General features: G+C 58.8%; 16 protein-coding genes and 3 pseudogenes. 10 read left to right on the top strand and 9 right to left on the bottom strand.

The features are described from left to right. Nucleotides 1-130: 130 nt before the first annotated feature. Nucleotides 131-3784 (bottom strand): SIR2 family protein, encoded by a 3654-nt coding sequence (locus tag BO1_RS45265; protein ID WP_028223222.1) that lies wholly within the window; start codon nt 3782-3784, stop codon nt 131-133. A 313-nt stretch (nt 3785-4097) separates the two neighbouring features. Here BO1_RS45265 and BO1_RS45260 point away from each other — a divergent pair, with 313 nt between their 5' ends. Both BO1_RS45260 and BO1_RS62215 read left to right on the top strand, forming a co-directional pair. Then, nucleotides 4098-4373, top strand: a complete 276-nt coding sequence (locus BO1_RS45260; protein ID WP_156992771.1) for a hypothetical protein — start codon at nt 4098-4100, stop codon at nt 4371-4373. Between the two features lie 16 nt (nt 4374-4389). Next, nucleotides 4390-4629, top strand: a pseudogene (locus BO1_RS62215) (integrase); the annotation flags it as partial. 369 nt (nt 4630-4998) lie between these two features. Here the strand turns inward: BO1_RS62215 and BO1_RS56755 are convergent. The 3 genes from BO1_RS56755 to BO1_RS45235 form a co-directional block, all read right to left on the bottom strand. Next, a complete protein-coding gene (locus tag BO1_RS56755) occupies nt 4999-5538 on the bottom strand; it encodes a hypothetical protein (protein ID WP_028223220.1) in 540 nt (179 codons plus the stop codon). Between the two features lie 85 nt (nt 5539-5623). Then, nucleotides 5624-6352: a hypothetical protein gene (locus BO1_RS45240; protein WP_156992770.1), complete on the bottom strand. Its 729-nt coding sequence runs from the start codon at nt 6350-6352 to the stop codon at nt 5624-5626. Between the two features lie 1043 nt (nt 6353-7395). Then, on the bottom strand, nt 7396-7971 hold the full coding sequence (locus BO1_RS45235; RefSeq protein WP_028223218.1) for a uracil-DNA glycosylase family protein: 576 nt from the start codon (nt 7969-7971) through the stop codon (nt 7396-7398). 132 nt (nt 7972-8103) lie between these two features. Here BO1_RS45235 and BO1_RS55505 point away from each other — a divergent pair, with 132 nt between their 5' ends. Then, complete coding sequence (locus BO1_RS55505) at nt 8104-8547, top strand: hypothetical protein (protein ID WP_052409842.1); 444 nt, start codon at nt 8104-8106, stop codon at nt 8545-8547. Nucleotides 8548-8551: 4 nt separating this feature from the next. Here BO1_RS55505 and BO1_RS55500 read toward each other — a convergent pair whose 3' ends face one another. Together BO1_RS55500 and BO1_RS45220 are read right to left on the bottom strand one after the other, a co-directional pair. After that, nucleotides 8552-9100 carry an IS630 family transposase gene (locus BO1_RS55500; RefSeq protein ID WP_084688783.1) on the bottom strand — a complete coding sequence of 183 codons (549 nt, stop codon included), beginning with the start codon at nt 9098-9100 and terminating at the stop codon, nt 8552-8554. Further along, entirely contained in the window at nt 9097-9507 is a 411-nt protein-coding gene (locus BO1_RS45220) for a helix-turn-helix domain-containing protein (protein ID WP_043289009.1), read from the bottom strand. The genes BO1_RS55500 and BO1_RS45220 overlap by 4 nt, the downstream gene beginning before the upstream one ends. A 124-nt stretch (nt 9508-9631) precedes the next feature. Here BO1_RS45220 and BO1_RS55495 point away from each other — a divergent pair, with 124 nt between their 5' ends. From BO1_RS55495 to BO1_RS45185, 7 genes and pseudogenes are all read left to right on the top strand, one after another. Then, nucleotides 9632-10234 (top strand): hypothetical protein, encoded by a 603-nt coding sequence (locus tag BO1_RS55495; protein ID WP_052409841.1) that lies wholly within the window; start codon nt 9632-9634, stop codon nt 10232-10234. A gap of 512 nt (nt 10235-10746) precedes the next feature. Continuing rightward, nucleotides 10747-11247 (top strand): annotated as a pseudogene (locus BO1_RS55490) (tyrosine-type recombinase/integrase); the annotation flags it as partial. A 188-nt stretch (nt 11248-11435) separates the two neighbouring features. Next, nucleotides 11436-11744: a hypothetical protein gene (locus BO1_RS45205; protein ID WP_156992769.1), complete on the top strand. Its 309-nt coding sequence runs from the start codon at nt 11436-11438 to the stop codon at nt 11742-11744. Nucleotides 11745-11765: 21 nt separating this feature from the next. Next, entirely contained in the window at nt 11766-12035 is a 270-nt protein-coding gene (locus BO1_RS59945) for a hypothetical protein (protein ID WP_156992768.1), read from the top strand. Nucleotides 12036-12119: 84 nt separating this feature from the next. Then, nucleotides 12120-13769, top strand: coding sequence for an IS21 family transposase (gene istA, locus BO1_RS45200; RefSeq protein WP_028223214.1), 1650 nt, complete (start codon nt 12120-12122; stop codon nt 13767-13769). After that, nucleotides 13766-14537 (top strand): annotated as a pseudogene (gene istB / locus BO1_RS55485) (IS21-like element helper ATPase IstB). The gene istA and the pseudogene istB overlap by 4 nt, the downstream one beginning before the upstream one ends. A gap of 166 nt (nt 14538-14703) precedes the next feature. Then, nucleotides 14704-15168 carry a hypothetical protein gene (locus tag BO1_RS45185; protein ID WP_028223213.1) on the top strand — a complete coding sequence of 155 codons (465 nt, stop codon included), beginning with the start codon at nt 14704-14706 and terminating at the stop codon, nt 15166-15168. Nucleotides 15169-15262: 94 nt separating this feature from the next. Here the strand turns inward: BO1_RS45185 and BO1_RS45180 are convergent, their stop codons facing one another. The 3 genes from BO1_RS45180 to BO1_RS45170 all read right to left on the bottom strand — a co-directional run bounded on the left by BO1_RS45180 (nt 15263) and on the right by BO1_RS45170 (nt 16894). Next, a complete protein-coding gene (locus BO1_RS45180; RefSeq protein ID WP_028223212.1) occupies nt 15263-16114 on the bottom strand; it encodes a hypothetical protein in 852 nt (283 codons plus the stop codon). A 169-nt stretch (nt 16115-16283) separates the two neighbouring features. Further along, a complete protein-coding gene (locus BO1_RS45175) occupies nt 16284-16592 on the bottom strand; it encodes an addiction module antidote protein (protein ID WP_028223211.1) in 309 nt (102 codons plus the stop codon). Then, the gene (locus BO1_RS45170; RefSeq protein ID WP_028223210.1) at nt 16589-16894 is read right to left on the bottom strand and encodes a type II toxin-antitoxin system RelE/ParE family toxin; all 306 of its coding nucleotides are present in this window, start codon (nt 16892-16894) and stop codon (nt 16589-16591) included. Before BO1_RS45170 ends, BO1_RS45175 begins: the two co-directional genes overlap by 4 nt. Between the last annotated feature and the right edge of the window lie 584 nt (nt 16895-17478).

The following is a 17478-nucleotide window of genomic DNA, read 5'->3' as shown; positions in this document are numbered from 1 at the left end:
TCTAGACGCCAGAACCCACGTGTAGTTCTTCGATTTTCAAAGCCCGGGACGCTGGAACCATGTCGCGCAATTCCGAGCCGCTTTCGGGGGGGAGCAGAGGGACAACATTCGACGCAGTCAAGAAAACTTTCTACGCCAATCGAAGCGTACGTTGCTCCAGCCACTGGAAACGCCTGTCACCTTCAACCTCCGGGGCCGCAGCCGATATCCGGTCGAGGATCTTCCCCAGTTCCAGCGATGGCGTGCCGTCTCCGCCACTACTCGAGTACAACACCGCCCATAACAGATCAAGAACCTGCAGAGGATAATTCTCGGGGATATCGGACTGAATCATCATATACAGTCCATGCCCGCCTCGTTCAACTGGCACCAGCAGGTGTGCGATGTCATTCAAGGCAACCGGGAACGCCTTCTCCGCAGTGACCGACAGTGCAATGAGCTCACGCGTGAGCGAGGCACTCCGAAATCGGCGTTCCGTCGGCCACACATCACGCAAAACGGGGCGAATCAATATCTCCCACGCGCGCGCCTTGTCGGGCTGTCGGTCCAATACGAGTCGCAGGTACTGTACAGCCCCCTCAAGCACAGACGGATGAACGCGAACAAGCACCCGGCGGATGTCCTCCGCGTCGATGACCGGTTTCTTACTGCTCCCGGACAAAAGAGATTGTGAAAAAGTCCAGAGGACACGCCCGGCAACACCAGGCGCTGACTCGAACGGGCCATGGTATTCAGCAGCCCCTCGCAGGACGCAGCCTTTGAATGCCCGCATTGCAGATTTGCCAAGCTCGGACGAAGTCACCAATACTGATCGCAAAGCCTGTCCCTGAGGCCCCTTGTCTTGCAGCCAGGGCTTTAGCTGCTGCAGCGCCATCCTTGAATCGATGCAGACCACCTTCTCGGCGTGTAGCGTTAGCACGGCTCGCGCGAACCACCCCGACGCAGCGTCCAGCGAGATCAGATTACGCAGTCGCCCCCGATCTTCATCCCTCACGCGAGCTCCGTTGCCACCGGGCATCACCCCCAGCAATTGTTCCGTGAGTCGCCCGGCTGGTGATTGAAGGGCTCGCTCAGGAAAACGCGCCTCGCTTTCGTGGATTTCGTGGTCCCCCTCATTCATCAATTGAGCGGCGATAGCCCACAACCTGTCCCACCAAAGGCGCCAAGTTGACATCGATTCCGGGGTGACACAGCCAAGCGCGTCCACAATCTGTGTCAAGACTGACCGCAAAAACGCGGTCTCAGCACGCTCCAGGTGACTGAAGATTGCAGAAATCGGAACCTGCTCTTGCACAGCAGAGTCGCTTGGTTGACCAATCATCCGGAAGGTTAGCCGGGCAAGATACGGTGCCCATAGGCCAGCCGTTGAATCATCCAGCGGCCCATTCTGCAGCACCCGCAATGCATCGTCCGGCGAGACGGCGCAATACTGGCTCCAGCTGAATTGCCGCTCCGGCAGCCATTCCTTCGTGAGGCGAATCGCCACGTCGAGGCGATCATCGGGTGCGGCTCTAAGCAGCGGCTCAACGTCAGGCTGTATTGCACGGACACCGAAGCTGTATGACGAAAAAAAATCCTGCTCCTGCAGGCTTCTGTCCAGCGACGGATTGCGCTCAACGATCCGCTTCAGCGCCCGCTGAGCGCCCTGTCCCAAAACCCCCTTCGCGTCAAGCGTCTTGAGCCTCACCCATGCAGCCTGATCGCGTGCGAACTCGAGTAGCTCCCGTTCGGCATCAACGGCAGGAATCACGTCCGGATACGCTGCACCGGCTTCGTCAATGATCCGTCGTTCCAGTGACGCAATCTTGTCTGACTGTGCGTGCACCACCCGTCTGGACATCACGATAACGATTTCCGGTCGAATAGCCCAAAAATCCGCTACGGGAAGCATCAGCAGTTCGTCGACCACCTGTTCCGTCGAAAACACCCGCTCTTCGAGGAGCGTCTGACACCAGAGACGAGCTCCGATCCTTGTCGGTAAACGACGCCATGTTTGAGCCAATACGCGCGCGTAATCCGGATCACTTTCGGCAATCATCGGAAAGAGATCCGCCACCAGGGTCACAAGGTGAACGACGCCGTCGTGATATGCATTCTGAGCGTGCGAAACAACGACAGGAACGCTGTAATCAAGCCGATCCCATTCCGGCGTGATCAAATCGGCATCGCGCGCAAAAGCAATGGTTCGGCAAAGCTGTCCGGTAGCGATCTCGGCGATGCGTCGAGCATGTGAGCGTGCGTCACGAAGAGCCTTCGCCACCTCGTCCAGTTCGACGTCAAGTCCTGCCTCAAGGTCGATCCGGATCAGATCAGCCAACCGCACAGGTTCCCCGCATGCGATGGCGCCCGGCGGTATGCGCCCAGCCCAACGGAGCCTCGCCACTGGAGTTAGGAGGGCGACCGCATCGTGCAAGTCTGAATCCGTGAAATCGCCATCGCGCAAACGCTGCGCACGCGAATAAGCGTCGACCAGACGGTTACGCAGCGGGACGCGAGCCTGCGACAGTAACCTCCATGCTTTCGCAATTGCCGGTTGACTGGACAGCGCGAGACGAGGGTCCCGAAGGCGCTCGTAAAGCGCACGAATGAACTTGTCTCCGAGCCGTTCGTACCATTCGAGAGCTGTCTTCAGGGCAATTCCATCACTCCACCGTTGTAGACACCACGCCGCAAGCAACCACGCTACGTCAGCCTCTGCAACGATTCTGGAGTCGGACAGATAAGCAAGCCATCTCGGATCGTCCATCTTGCGGATCACAATATCCCATAGGTCACCTTTGCCCCGAAATAACCATTCGACCCGTGCCAGGGCATCGGCATCTGACGCATCGAACGCGCTTGCGACAATTGCGGCCGCGGACCGGCGGCGCCAGGCCCTGGGTTGGCGCATCAGCTCGGCGAGATCGCCAAGGTCTCGCCAGAGATTTGCGTGCGGCCCGCCCGGGGCTTGGCTATTTCTCCGATACGGCAACGCACGAACCGCAACGGCCGCCCATCGGGCATTGGCTTGACTTGCGTCGTGTTCCACGGCTTCGAGTGCGTAGATCGGACGCAGGTCTTCAAATCGCTGCCGGTCGCTTTCGAGGACGTTCAGAAAATAACGTACCGGTGCGTCGCCAGCGCTGTATCCGACAAGCACAATTGTGCGGCAGCGTGCCAGGTCGAATAGAAACCGCGATGCCCATCCGGAGCGCATATACGCCTCGCCATACTGTGCGCTCGTCAGGACGAGTGGCGTCGCGTCCAGACCAAGGCGTTCATCAAGAAGACGCCCATGCAAATGAATGATGCCCGCGAAATCGGAAGCACCCGGCCCAGGTATTGATTGCCCCGCCAGGCTGAGCAGTCTGGGATGAACGTGGGAGCCATCTTCTACGACCGCATGCTCAAACAGTGCGTCGAAGTTAGTCGTGACCAGCCCTATGCGGTTATCGAGCTTGCGGGAGAGGCTAAGCAGTATCTTGTGATTGGTAAGGTCCGGCGACCGGATCCTCGATATTGAAAGCAGTTCGCTTGTGGCACTGTAGAGCTGGCGCGAGTCCGAAAGGCGACGCTCAAGTGCGCCGAGTGCCTCCTCATAGCGCCCCGCCTTGATTGCGCCCTTCTCTGAAGGCTCGATTTTTGCCCTCACCTTACGATAGATCCGTTTAACCAGGTCGTGAAATCCTGGGAGCTGTGGAGCGCTCACACCTGCCCCGCACAGAAACGTAACCCGACCTTCCAGAAGATCATCAATGAGGTCGTCGGGAAACTCCGGCCCCCCCTCCGAAAACCTTAGTCCCATATCATCTCCTACCTGGTTTCGCGTCGCAAATGTGCACGATCTTGACAACAGCCCGGGCGATGCGTTGCCTCATCGAAGGGATGAGGATGCCAGAAACGACCATCTCACTTCGATACTGTGTCGTTCGATGTTGCTAGAATTAACCCGCATCCGCGACGCGTGTACCGGGGAGGATACGCACGTGGCGAGCTGACATTAGAAGAAGTGCGCGCCCGCGTGCGTGCGTCCCCCCGACGCGGCCGAGGCGCCCGGCTCGGCCGCAGTCTCGCCCGACGCACTGGCCCGTGAATTAGGCGCGCGCAGCCGCGAGGCGATGGACATTTCGCTTCAGAAGAAATACGTGAAGGCGACGATCGAGGGCCTGCTGGCGACGTATCCGCCCGTCATGCTGGCCAAGCGGCTCGTGAAGCCGGGCTCCGACATCAAGAGCGGCCTGAAAAGTCTCGCGAAGCACGGCGCGCTGCGCCTGTCGTTCGAAAGCATCCTGCTCGAACCGCGTTTCGCACCGCTGGCCAACACGAACGATCTCGACTGCGCGCGCTTCAACCTGTCCGAGGCCGATCCGTCCTACCGGCCGCCATCGGAGTAACACAGCCAAGGCGGGGATGCACGCCCTCACCGGCTCCAGCCGCTATTTGTTCCCCGGCGCGCGCGATCGCAAGCACCGATGAGCGAAGCCGCGCTCAACGCCGCGCTGCGCGCCCTCGTTTACGACACCCGCACAGAGATCACCGGCCACGGCTTCCGGGCAATGGCACGCACGATCCTGCATTAGGAACTCGAGCAGAAGCCCGAAGACATTGAGCACCAACTCGCCCACACCGTGGCCGATTACCTCCGTAGCGTTCGATTCGATCGAACGATGTCCAGTTGCGAGGTCACACAGGAACAACCAATAATCCGCGTCGAAGTGTTTTTCGACATCGCGGACACTATGCTATGTGGACGAGACGTGCGCAGGCGATTTAGACCGCAACGACATGCGAGGAGAACGATATGAACGGTTCGACCGCTGCCGCGAAAACGCTCCTGAGCACGGCCCTCGACGCCGGCATCAAGTACACGATGGCCCGAGCCGGCTTTCCTGGGTGACAGCAACTACCGCGCGGTCGATCTAACCGCGCCAGCTTCGGTTTCCCGGCGAGACACGCCGGCGACCTTTTGGCGCTTCAGATGCTCAGCCAGAACGTCCGGACTGCGCCGCCGGGCCTGGGTCATCCCGCCTTTTCCAACGCATCGCACGCTGCCTGCAGAGCCGCGGTCTCTTCAGCAAAGGCGCTCGCGATTACCGTCCTCTCTGCCCGGTGGAATGCGCCAACGATATCGTCCGAGCCGAGCATTCCGGCAATCTTCCTCATGGCCTCGATCGCAGCGCTCACCCGCCGCACAGCGTCCGCCGAATCGACCTCATGCAGCGGGATCTTGCAGAGCGAATCGAACGCGAAGCGGACTTTTTGGAGGTCGAGTGATGCGAACAAACTGAACTGCTCGAAACCCTCTGGAACTTCCAGTGCCTGTGATACCGACTGCAGCGCGAGTTCGACAACCGCGTGAATCGCCCTGAGGCGGGTACGCCTCTGGAGTCCAGCTTGGTAGTGCAACAGCCAAGCACTGGCGCCAATGGCGATAATCGTCCCAAACGCCTGTACCCACGCCGCCCAATCGGAGCTCGAGCTCGGGGTCCAGCGCCCAAACGCCGTACCAACTACGCCCAGCAGAAATGCTCCCGCAAAAATCGCAGCGTTCTTGAGCATGATTTCCCCGTGTTTGTTTTTGTGCGATCAATAATGTGGGCGATCCTCAACCTCGACAAGTTGGCTGCGCCGCCGCTTCTACGGGTTACCCGTCAATGAGTTCTTCGCCGTCGCTCGCCAATCCGGCGGCGCTGCTCAGATTCCGCCGAACGAGCGCGACGATTCGTTGATAAAGCTCCTCGACTCGGTGTTGAATCAGGTTGTGCAGTTGGCTTGATTCGAACTCGTTGGGCCACTTGTCGCGAAGAAGCACGAAGAACTGGTTCCCGGTCTTTTCGTCGTCAGCAAAACCTCCCCAGTTTCCACCGGTCAAGACCAGAAGCAAAATTTCAGCATCCGGAAAAAGGCTATGCAGCTGCCGCTCACGTTGGTCGAAATCGCTACGCCAGCCGTCTCGGCGCCAGCCAAGCTGGGTCTTGCATTCAATGGCTGCAATAACCTTTTCTCCGCTCCATACTGAAATGTCGGGACGCATCGCCTTCCGACGCCGCTCAATTTGCCGCTCCGATTCAACTCTGAGATCAAGCAGCCCCAATTCTTTCTTCAGCCTTTCGATCACGACCTTGAGGTAGAAACAGACCGATTCAACAAAGAAATCCGAGCTGGCCGCGCCGTACCTCTTGCCAAGCACCTTTTTAAAGCCGTCTTGGCATCTGAGGAATGATCGGTGGCGGAGAAGAATCGCTTCCGTCATATCGACACCGCTCAAATCCATCGAAGTAGACAGCGCCTCCTTATACGCCGCTTGCATTTCGATCGCAGGCGATTCGATGGCGGCTCGGAAATCTTGGTCTATCTCGACGAATGTAGACATCTCAATGCCCATGTATTGTCTGGGCAGACAGCATACGCCATCGAAAGGAAACATGGCACTACGTTGGGTGTTTGGTGTTCCGCCTGTCGAGCGGAACCAACGAGCCTGCTGGCGGCGGGTTCTTCCTTACTATCATCGTTTCCCCAGTTCTGTGCACTCACAACGATAGCGTGTTTGCCGCCTGGCCTGGCGACAGATGCAGATGGTGCTGGTTGCTGTCATGTTGCCGATCGTAGACCGCAATAAAAGCGTCACCGCTTCGACAATAATTGGTTCACTCCGTGCCGGAGATCCGACGCGGAGGCTGGGGAGCTTGCGACGGGGTAGCGCCGCCGGGCAATTGGTGCTCGAGCGAAGCAACCGCGGCGAGCCCTCACTGCTACCGCCCGCGGACGGCGACCTGCCGGTATCGGCCGGCTCCCGACACTCGCCAGCTTCGCGCCGCGGACGCTCGTACGGCTGCTTCGCGTTGCCAAACGGACCTTCGAGCATCTAGTAGAGTAAATCGACCGCGCCGGAGGCGAGATTTTTTCCTGCGCTCACGGCGATGACGTAGAGCCGCGACGAGTGTTTATTGAGTCTAATGCGTTCCCAGCTGTCGAACCCTGGCCGGCTACTGTCTCGTAGGGCGCCAGAGTAAGTGCGACTGGCGCCACAGTTGTGCGACTGAGCGACAAAGTTGGTGCGACTGGCCTACATTGTCGTGTAGCACCAGCATCGCGTCATCTACTGCGCCTCGACCGAATGCATGAGCTCGCACAACGGTATGATGTGCTTGGTTCATTGAAGGGATCCCAGTGTGCGACGACGGCATCGACTGAAGATCGAGGTTGCTATCGCTGCCGAATGGATCTTTAATACGCCCACGTTTATGATAGTGACGGGTGTTATCGAGTCTAACGCGTCTGGGGCGGTCCTATTGACGTCTGCCACTGTCGCTGTTGGGGGGGAACGAAATTCGTTGGTCTACCGCGAAATTCGTTAGATTCGAAAACACGGAATTGGCTGGACTATCCGGAAGGAACGTGAAGCGGACTGAACGGTTACCCATATAGGCGTCCAACCGCGTCTGCAAAATCTTTCATCGCCGCGACCGCGTGTGCAGTAGTACATGGCGTACCTGGGAGCGGGAAGGCAAAAACACGCGAACCGAAGTGAGTCTCCAGATCTGGGTTGAACCCGTAGGAGGACTTTTGCAGAATGTCAAACCGGTGCAGGAGCAATTTGTCGAGAACTCCCTTGTAGATGAATACAATGACGGAAGGGCGATGGGCGCGAATCACTTGCAGAATGCGATCCATTCCAGCGACGTACTCATCTCGCGATGGCTCGCTCCCGTACGCCCTCGGAACTTTGACGATGTCCGCGATTCCGAAGCGGTGAGCAAGCAACGAGTCATCCTCGAACTCCGTGGTTGGGCTGAAGCTGCCGGACTCAATCAACCGCTTCCAGAACGCCTTGCCCTGCTTCCCATGAAAGTAGTGTCCTGCGGCGACGCTCACCGGTGCGGGGGTCTTGGCGACGAACAGCACCTTCAGTCCTGGTCGCTCAGGAAGGATGTCGCGAAGCGTTCGGACCTCGCGCCCATTGACGGACATGGTCGTGGTGTTATCGGTCATCGCAAAGGGCGAAGGATGGTTGCAATTCGGAATGAAGGCGTTGACGATGCATTACACTGCGCCACCGGGATACTGCTTCCAGTACCGGTTGCGGACGCAGGAACTCTGTAATCTAAACCCGCGCGAGGGTCAATGAAAGCCCCGTTCAAAAAGACACTGATTGGTGCAGCGACGGAATTGGGCGAGGCAGGGCTGCCCGGCTCCTCGAAGTTCGCCGTCGTGCTCGCCCCCATCGCGCAGAAGATCAACAAAAGCGGACCATTCAAATTGTCGAAGGTCTCCGAGAAGTACCCGTACTTCTCGCACCTCTTGAACTGGATCGTTCAGGAAAAAATCCCGAATTTGCCGGATTTTTCCGACGACACCAAGATCGCGATTATGTCCGATTTCGGTGGTGAGCATCAGGGTGCGCGGTTCAACACCTACTCGTTCCTTTTCCTTGCGTATAACAAGGTGGGGCCATTCGAAAAGAAGGTGCGGGAAATGAGAAAGAAGTACGGTTTGCTGACGCCCTACAGCGAATTCGCTTACAAGAAACTCAACGCCGGTGCCAGAAGTCGCGCGCTCCCCGAATAAGTGTTCACGAAAAATTGACTTGAAAATCGGTGCCGTACCTCCTTAGCAGTGCTTCAAGTTCGGCGTCGATGGTTTCGCGTGTCCAGGTCAGGGCTCGGCGCCATCGGTATTTCAGGTGCCTCCAGACAATCTCGATCATGTTCAGTTCGGGACTATACGCAGGCAGATAAAGCAGGACCGTCTTATGTTCAAGCAACCAGCGTTGCCGTGTTGCCTCGCTGATACCGTGATGGATGCTCGCATTGTCCAGCACGATCACAGTGGGCATACTGGCGGCACCCGCAAGCAAGCCGTCGATGAAGCGCTCGACATTCGGGGCTTTGATAGTCCCGCCATGCGCGGCGTGGATCAGCGTGTTCTCGCCGAAGTCCAGCGCGCCGATCACGCTGCGGCGGCAATGATGATTCGGTTCGACCTGATGGGGCAAGCCTCGCGGTGACCAGCTACGCTGAACCGGCGGTGATCCATGAAAGCCCGCCTCATCAAGATACAGCAATCGCACGGCACCCTCGCGCGCGGCCTGCTGGAGCTTCTCGAGTGTGGCTTGTTTCATTGCGAACGCCTCTTCATTGCGCTTTTTTTAAGCGCGTAGCGGTTTCGCTTGAACGAAAAGCCATTGCGCTTGAGTGCTTCACCCAGCGTTTCAATCTTGCAGGGCAGCGGTTCGTTGAGCGCAGCTTCGAGGCGCTGGGCGATGCGGCCCAACGTCAGGGGTTCGGCGCGCGCGATCTCCAGGGCCACGGCGATCTGGGCCTCACTCAGCAGCGCATGCCGACCGCCGTTATGCGCAGCCATCAAGCCGCATACGCCGCGCTCTCGCCATGCGTGCGACCAGTTGTACACGCTCTGGCCACTCACGCCCAGTTGGGCCGCGATGACACGTGGCTTGAGACCACGTCCGAGCATCAGCAGGCCCGCCGCGCGTATTCGCGTATCCCGAAGAGGGTGGTTGATCGACATCAGTTGCAACGTCAGCTCCTCAACTGCCTCCAGCACAACGACACACTTCATCCATGACCCGGCATCAGCAAAAACACCAGGTTAGCGAAAATCAAACCTTTTTACCAGGAACACTTACCTCCGGTTGGTCGACCAATTTATCCACGGCGCGATCATCACCGTCGCGATAGACAAGCGAATCCAGACCGTATTTGGTGCGGAAAAGAAGCAAGCTCAGCCGATTATGGTCGAGCAGCTGCAAGAGAAAGGCCTCGGTGAATGGACTGGTCCCGCAGCGGAAAAAGTTCTTCGTGTGGCTAACATCATCGCGGCATTCACGGCTTTGCTTACGCATGAAAACCAAAAGCTGCTTTGGTACAGCGACAAAGACCAAATTAACGAGGACGGGAAGAAGAGGGACTTCACGCATACGCAACAGATACTCGGCCACATACTTGACATGTATCTGACGCACAAGCTCGACGGCGTAGGGTTTGGCAAATCCTTTGACGAGAAAAGCCATCTGGACGATCTTTTGAGCGTGCCTGATCTAGCGGCAGGCGTCGTACAAGACCTGTTGGAGCAGAACGAGACGAAGGAAGACATCCCTGGCGGCGAGGAGAAGGCGATGGTCATGCGATGGATTGCGTCGCCTGCGACGTACCTGTCCAAGATCACCGTTCAGATCACCCGGACGGCCGATGGCGGAATCGGGTACGGAAGCGTCGATATGACAGTCAAGGGCTAGTTCGTTCGGCAGCTCGACCGGCAAGCACGCCAGTTGTCCCATCGCCTCTCTCCTGTACGGTGTTCATGCTGGGAGTGCCGACGGGAGCAGAGCCGCTACGGGCAGAGGCCGGACGGGCCCATTAACGCTACGTGACAATCAATCCAGAATCGGACCTTATCCTGAGCCGATCGAGGGGCAGTCCTGACGTGATGTTGGGCCGCTTTTCGGCGCGGTTGGGACATTCGGGGAAGCTCGCTGAGGGGGGCCGCAACGGGTCGTCTTATGCCATATGCATCGCGTGCACGCCCGAGACGATCATCACGTTCAGTCGTCGGGCGCTGAACGGCCAACAAGGGACGTTCGCGCATCTCAGAAAGCCGTCATTCCAATGGCCGGTTCACCTCGCAGAACGAAACCGCTCGCGCGGTAAGGGGCTCCGGTCCGACGCTGGAGGTCAGGCAGAGGCCGGTCACACGGTTTTATGTTGGCGAATGAGGCAATCCGCCTCGCTCTCCAGCAGGAGCCGAATCATGACCTCCGCCCAACCGACCGTCAGCCCGCTGCGCCAGCGCATGATCGACGACATGCGTATGCGCCAGCTTGCCCCCAAGACGCAAGCCAACTATCTGCGCATCGTACGCGAGTTCGCCCGATACCTCGGGCGCTCGCCTGATACCGCCACCGTCGAGGACCTGCGAACCTACCAGCTGCATCTGGTCGATCATGGCACGTCGCCGGTGTCACTGAACGCCGCGATCACCGGGTTGAAGTTCTTCTTCGAGATCACGCTCCACGAACCCGAACTGATGGCCCGGATGCAGCCCGTGCGCGTGCCCCGTACGTTACCGGTCGTGCTCAGCCCCGATGAGGTGCGGCGGCTCAATGCCGCAACAGGCAACCTCAAGCACCAGACAGCCCTCTCGGTCGCCTACGGTACCGGGCTGCGTGCCAGTGAAGTGGTGGCGCTGAAGGTCACGGACATCGACAGCCAGCGCATGACGCTGCGCATCGAGCAGGGCAAGGGCCGCCGACCTGGCCACAGAGGACGTTGAGCGCCTGCACTACCTGCTCGGCGCCCTCCGTGCATCGCTGATGCTATGTGAGGACGGCGACGTAGGCGCGTTTACGAGTGACCTGCGATCGGCGTTCTTTGCGAGCCTCGCGACGATGGCTACGTCGGCGCATGCGATCGTGTCGCACTTAGTAGCCCATGGACCTCATGAACATCATTGAGCTTAAACCTGCTCGTAAGCAGACAAGGGCGACTCGTCGCGTCTCCCGCGAACGCTCAGAAAGCGCCACGGTGATCAGCTTCGATCACACCACGGCTCTCGATAACGCGTCATACGTGCGGGTCACGGTTGATGCCTTCGGTAATCTCAGGATAAGCAACAACATCAACCCGGTTCACGCTGACATGATTGTCGGCGCCTTGTTGGTGCTGGCCGGAAGGGCTCGGAGAGCAAAGCTTGACTGGCGGATGATGCGTGACAACCGTGATTACGGCCCTCCTGATAGGGCCCGCTGATCGAACTGATGGAGGAACAACATGGCTGAACAAGATACCCTACTTCGCCGCCCTGCCGCATCGCCGGAAGACATCGCGGCCGTGGCCGCACGTCTCGAAGACTTGTTTCATTCGGTGGCGGCAATGCACGAACTTTGCTGCGAGAACATGTGTAACCCAGACACCGCCTCGACGTTCGTCCTTATGCGCGATCTGTTACGGTCGGCGGCTCGAGATCTCGAGGTCTGCACCGCCCTGGCGGGCACCCAAATTCCTCCAGGGATGGGCACTTCAAATTCCCCCACCCGATGACCACCGGCTGAGCCGCTGAGCGGTCACTAACGATGCTGCAGGACGTCTATTTTCTTCTCCTTCGAACAAGAAGGAGATCAGGGAGTGAACGTTTTGAAGCAGCATCTGCAAGGCACGATATTCACGTTGCTCGAGCGCGGGGCGAGCCAGCACAAGATCCATGAGCTCACCGGCGTCGATCGCAAGACGATCCGTCGCTATCAGGCGATCTACGAATCCCAGCGCGCGGCAGGCGCAAACTCCCCCACAACCGCGCCCATCGGCCTGGCGGAGCCGGCGGGCGCACAAATTCCTCCACCTCAAACTCCTCCATCCCCGCGCCCACCGGCTCCTGGTGGGGCTGCACCGGTCAAGCCCTTCAATTTCGCCCGCTCGGCAAGCGAACCTCATCGCGAGTGGATCGAGCAGCAGGTGCGCCTGCAACGCAATGCCCAGGCCATCTACCAGGATCTGGTTGACCAGTTCGGCTTTACCGCGAGCTACGACAGCGTCAAGCGCTTCGTGCGCGCCCTGCGTCAGGTCGACCCCGAGCAGTTCGACCGCCTGGAGTTTGCCGCGGCCGAGGAGTGTCAGGTCGATTACGGCGAAGGCGCCCCGACGCGCGATCCGAAGACGGGGCGATACCGGAAACCGCGCCTGTTCATCATGACCCTGCGGTACTCGCGACGCAGCTTCCGACACGTGGTGTGGAAGTCCAGTAAGCAGGTCTGGGCACAGCTTCACGAGGAGGCCTTCCGGTACTTCGGTGGCTCGACACATTACGTAGTCCTTGACAATCTGCGCGAGGGTGTCATCACACCGGACCTGTACGAACCGGAAATCAACCGCCTCTACGCCGCGATGCTCGAGCATTACGGCGTCGTCGCGGACCCTGCACGCGTACGCGATCCGAATCGCAAGGGTACCGTGGAAAATGCGATCAAGCATACGCAGAACACGGCCCTCAAGGGGCGCCGCTTCGAGTCCATTGAAGCCCAGAACGAATTCCTGATGCACTGGGAGGAGAACTGGGCCGCCAAACGCATCCACGGCAGCGCGCGGCGGCAGGTCGAGGCGATGTTCCAGGAAGAGAAACCGCATCTGCAGGCGCTGCCGCTCACCGGGTTCCGCTACTTCAAGGAGGTCGTGCGCACTGTCAACGACGACACCACCGTCAGCATTGACCGCAGCCACTATGCCGCCCGTCCCGCGCCCATCGGCTCTCTCGTGTGCGTGCGCGTCTACGACGCCACCCTGGAGATCCGCGATCGCCGCACCCAGGAGTTGCTGCGCACACATCCCCGCCACACCGAGCCCGGCTCGCTCGAGCTTCCCGAGAGCGAGCGCCCGTTCAACCCGTCGCGTCAGACAAGCCTGGCGCTGGCCAGTGCCGGCGACATCGGACCGAGGGCGAAGGAACTGTGCCAGCACCTGTTCGATGCTGAAGGTCGCGTCGGCCATCGCGGCATGTGGGGCATCGTCGCGCTGGCGAAGAAGTACCCCGCCTGGCTCGTCGAACAGGCCTGCGACCACGCCCTGCGTCATCACCTCTATCGCTACCGGCAGGTGCGCGCCGTCGTCGAGCGGCTGTTCGAGCAGGCGCTCGAGCGCCTGGATCGTGCGCCGCAGCTCGCCTTGCCACTCACCCAGGAGCATGCCCTGATCCGGCCCGCCGCCGAATACGGCGCGCTCTTCAACGCCGGCGCACAACACAGCGCCGGCACTCAACCCTCCACAACGGGAGAAACTGAATGACCACCACGCTACCCGACATCGAACGCGCACTCAGGCTGCTACGCCTGTCAGGCGTGCGCGACACGCTCGAGACCCGGGTGCTGCAGGCACAGGGCAGCCAGCAGCCGTTCCTCGAGACCTTCGCGCTGATTCTGCAGGACGAGCTCGACCGGCGCCAGTCGCGGCTCATCGAGCGACGCTACCAGCAGTCCGGACTCGAGGGAGAAGCTCACGCTTGCCGAAATCGACTGGTCCTTCAACCCGAAGCTGCCGCGGCAAGCCTGTTTCCAGTTGCACACCCTGAAGTTCATGGCCTGCGGCGAGAACGCACTGATCATCGGCAAAACCGGCACCGGCAAGAGCCACGTTGCGAAGGCCGTGGCGTATCAGGCCGTCCAGCATGGCCACAAGGTGCAATACATCGAAACGGATGACTTCTTTAACCGCTACGCGCTGAGCCCGCCGGCCCAGCGCGAGGCGAGGCTGCGGGCCATCCTCGAGAGCGATCTGCTTGTGCTCGACGATCTGTTCCTCTCGCGGACGATCCCCGACGAGGCGGGCGCGTTGCTGCAAACGCTCATCCATCAACGCTACAAGCTGCACCGCAGCGTGGTCGTCACCTCCAACCGGATCGTGCAGGACTGGGGCACCTATCTCGGCGACAACACGATGAGCACCACGATCCTCGACCGGCTCATGCATCACTGCCATCTGCTCGAGTTCAACGGGCGCAGCTATCGCCTCAAGGAGGCCGCCGAAACCCTTGCACGAAAGACGAAAGAGAGCTAAATAACGATCTCGTCCTGCTTCACGGGGTGGGGGAATTTACGCGCCCATAAGTGGAGGAAGTTGAACTGCCCGCCGGGGTGCACCGAAACGCTCACCAACAAGCCTGGCAGCCTCGGCTACTTCGAGCATAACTTCGGGAAGATCTAGCCGTCAGAGGCTACTCATCATGCAAGAAGAACAATTCCTGATCCGCGACCGCGCATACGGTGTCTGGCACCGACCGCGGTCGCTTAGTCGCTTTCTCGGTCGTCGAAAAGCCCAATCGCTGACGATGGCCGATCTCGATAGCGTTCTGTTCGTCGAATACGGCTATGACAACAAGCTGCCGTTGGCGCTTGTTGAGGTTGCGCGGGACATTGGTCAGGAAAAGCCGACTGGGATCATCCGCGAACTCGCGCGCATGGCGAACCTGCCGGCGTTCGTGTCGCTGTACACACCCGCACCTCGAGCTAATCCCGCCAGCCCCGCATGGCACGACATCGACGGTTTTCGGGTCAACGTGTGGCCGATGCCTGAGGCACAGTGGCGGTCATTGACGCCTGCCGAATGGGCCGATGCGCTTGTAGAGATCAGGGATTGGCAACTGCGGAAGTATGCGTCCCAGCCTGCAGCTAACGATTTGCACTATTGATCTTGTACGCTTCACGGGTACTTGATGTAGCGACTCGCCTTTTCTGGCAAAGTCGTCGCTTTCGCAAGCAATCAACGACGCGGCGACAGAACCGCTACTGATCCGTCGTTTTCGGCGCGTAGATTCCCTCGTATCCCGGGTAGTTCACCAACATCGCTGGATCGAATCGCGCGCTCCGTTGTTTCGACAAATCGAGAGGTTCGAAGAAATATGGCGGATGCAGGTCGCTTACACCCATGTTCTTTAGCCGTTCATGCTCGAGCACGGTCCACTGGTGCAAACCGAGAACCGCGTCGAACCACTGTGGCGGCATCGCTACGTAAAACACTAGCAACGGAGGGGGCTTGACTTTCATGTGTCCCAAGACGGACTCACTAAGGGATACTGACTCACCAAAGTTGTAACCGGCCAGTTTACGGAGCCACTTTTGGACCTCCGGACCTAGGAGAACCTGATGGTGCACGAGTGCTTTTTCCGACTCGGCGTATATCTTGTTTAGCTCCTCCGAAACGTGGTCGCGCCATAGAACTTCCTCAAACACACCTACCGGCTGATTGAGATCAAGCATCCCGCGCATCTTACCGAAATTCGCCTCGGAGAAAAGCTCTTCCCAACTCTGAGGTGCCGCGTCTCCCACTGACGCCATATAGATGCGCTTCCACAGTTCGAGTGACCAGCGGACTATCATGCGGATGTGCTCATACAAGGCGTATCTTGCTGGCAATTGCTCTCTCGCTTTACGCCGCGTTTGCAATCGATCGAATCCGAAGAGGGTAACTCCCGACCCGATGAAGCCGGCCAATAGGTTAGAGCCAAGCGATTGCAGGTACGCACTGCAAGTCATGGTCAGCCCGAACGAGACTACACACCCAACCAGTACCAAGATAAGGATCGACCAACGATCGAATGCTTCGGTGAGTCTTGTCGAAACTTTAAATGCTTTCATGTTTCGAGTACCTTCGTGAGGCGCGAACCAATCAGAACTATAGGATGGACGCCTTTGACGGCACTACCGTTGAAGGTCGCAGCCTACCGACAAGAGCGTCGCCCATTCCCAGAAAATGAAAAGCCCAGCGCTGTGGCTGGGCTTTCGGCGGCTGAACTAACACGGGGCGTTAGTTCGTCTTTTTCTCGGGCGCCGCGGTGAGCTTGATACCAAGCGCGTGCATGATCTTAGCGACGGTTTCGAACTTCGGGCTGGCGCCCGGTTTCAGGGTTTTGTAGAGGCTTTCGCGACCCAAGCCGGCATCAGCAGCCACCTTGGCCATGCCGCGGGCTTTTGCTACATCAGCAAGCGCGAGAAGCAGCACATCCTGGTCGTCAGCCTCCATCGCCGAACTGATATAGCTGGCGATCGTTTCTTCGTCGTCGAGATATTCCGACGCATCGAAGGGTGTAACTTTGATGGCTTCGGTGGTAGTCATGGCTGCTCCTTCTTGAACTGTTCCCAGATCGCCTTGGCGTGCTTGATATCCTTGTCCTGTGATGATTTGTCGCCGCCACAAATGAGCAGGTAGACCACCCTGCCTTCACGAGCGTAGTAGACGCGGTAACCTGGGCCGACGTCGATCCGCATTTCCGAAACGCCATCGCCCAAATCCTTGTGATCGCCAAAGTTACCGAGGCGCGCGCGGTTGATGCGCCCAAGGATGTTGCCTCGCGCAGTCCCGTCCTTCAGGTCGCGGAGCCATTCCTGGAACTCGCCGGTTTGGTTGATGGTGTTCATGGGTAGATTGTATCCTGCAGGATACATGCTGACCAATTGGCTTTTTTTATTGTGTTCGATAGGTAACGAAGCCAAGTGAGTTCCGGTACCCGTTGCCGATTGGGACAGCCTCTCCACGAGATTCGACGCAACCGAGAAACCTACACAGCGCCTACACCGCCGCCAAAAAGCAAAAAGCCCAGTCGCAAGAACTGGGCTAAGTGCTTGAATCTATTGGCGCGACAGGAGGGGCTCGAACCCCCGACTCTTAGAAGGCCGATGCCAAGTTCGTAAGGCGAACTGGTGGATGAAAATTGTCCTCCTGGGGCATGAAGCCGACGGAGTCGCGAACGGCTGACATGGGTCCGCTTTCTGGCTACCGCATCAGTCGGCGAGCGAGCTGCCTATGTAGTTCAGATAGCAGTCGCGCATGTAGTCTCCCTACATTTGACACCCATTAGCCGGTCGCTAGTCAAGAACAAAATCACAACCTCGCAAACCAATTGCGTTAAAGAAATGACGCCAGGCCACTTTCAGTCCTGCTCATACTTATCGCGCCCGTTTTCTCATTGGTTGGTTGCGAACTGAATCGCACCAGACACCCG

The sequence above is a fragment of the Paraburkholderia oxyphila NBRC 105797 genome (assembly GCF_000685075.1).
GTDB classification, from domain to species: domain Bacteria; phylum Pseudomonadota; class Gammaproteobacteria; order Burkholderiales; family Burkholderiaceae; genus Paraburkholderia; species Paraburkholderia oxyphila.
Note: the sequence above shows the minus strand (reverse complement) of the source record. Positions and strands in the feature narration are given on the sequence as shown.

Coding starts and splice junctions, on each gene's coding strand:
- BO1_RS45265 (WP_028223222.1), bottom strand. CDS start 3,784: ATGGGACTAAGGTTTTCGGAGGGGGGGCCGGAGTTTCCCGACGACCTC.
- BO1_RS45260 (WP_156992771.1), top strand. CDS start 4,098: ATGGACATTTCGCTTCAGAAGAAATACGTGAAGGCGACGATCGAGGGC.
- BO1_RS56755 (WP_028223220.1), bottom strand. CDS start 5,538: ATGCTCAAGAACGCTGCGATTTTTGCGGGAGCATTTCTGCTGGGCGTA.
- BO1_RS45240 (WP_156992770.1), bottom strand. CDS start 6,352: ATGTCTACATTCGTCGAGATAGACCAAGATTTCCGAGCCGCCATCGAA.
- BO1_RS45235 (WP_028223218.1), bottom strand. CDS start 7,971: ATGACCGATAACACCACGACCATGTCCGTCAATGGGCGCGAGGTCCGA.
- BO1_RS55505 (WP_052409842.1), top strand. CDS start 8,104: ATGAAAGCCCCGTTCAAAAAGACACTGATTGGTGCAGCGACGGAATTG.
- BO1_RS55500 (WP_084688783.1), bottom strand. CDS start 9,100: ATGAAACAAGCCACACTCGAGAAGCTCCAGCAGGCCGCGCGCGAGGGT.
- BO1_RS45220 (WP_043289009.1), bottom strand. CDS start 9,507: ATGTCGATCAACCACCCTCTTCGGGATACGCGAATACGCGCGGCGGGC.
- BO1_RS45205 (WP_156992769.1), top strand. CDS start 11,436: ATGAACATCATTGAGCTTAAACCTGCTCGTAAGCAGACAAGGGCGACT.
- BO1_RS59945 (WP_156992768.1), top strand. CDS start 11,766: ATGGCTGAACAAGATACCCTACTTCGCCGCCCTGCCGCATCGCCGGAA.
- BO1_RS45185 (WP_028223213.1), top strand. CDS start 14,704: ATGCAAGAAGAACAATTCCTGATCCGCGACCGCGCATACGGTGTCTGG.
- BO1_RS45180 (WP_028223212.1), bottom strand. CDS start 16,114: ATGAAAGCATTTAAAGTTTCGACAAGACTCACCGAAGCATTCGATCGT.
- BO1_RS45175 (WP_028223211.1), bottom strand. CDS start 16,592: ATGACTACCACCGAAGCCATCAAAGTTACACCCTTCGATGCGTCGGAA.
- BO1_RS45170 (WP_028223210.1), bottom strand. CDS start 16,894: ATGAACACCATCAACCAAACCGGCGAGTTCCAGGAATGGCTCCGCGAC.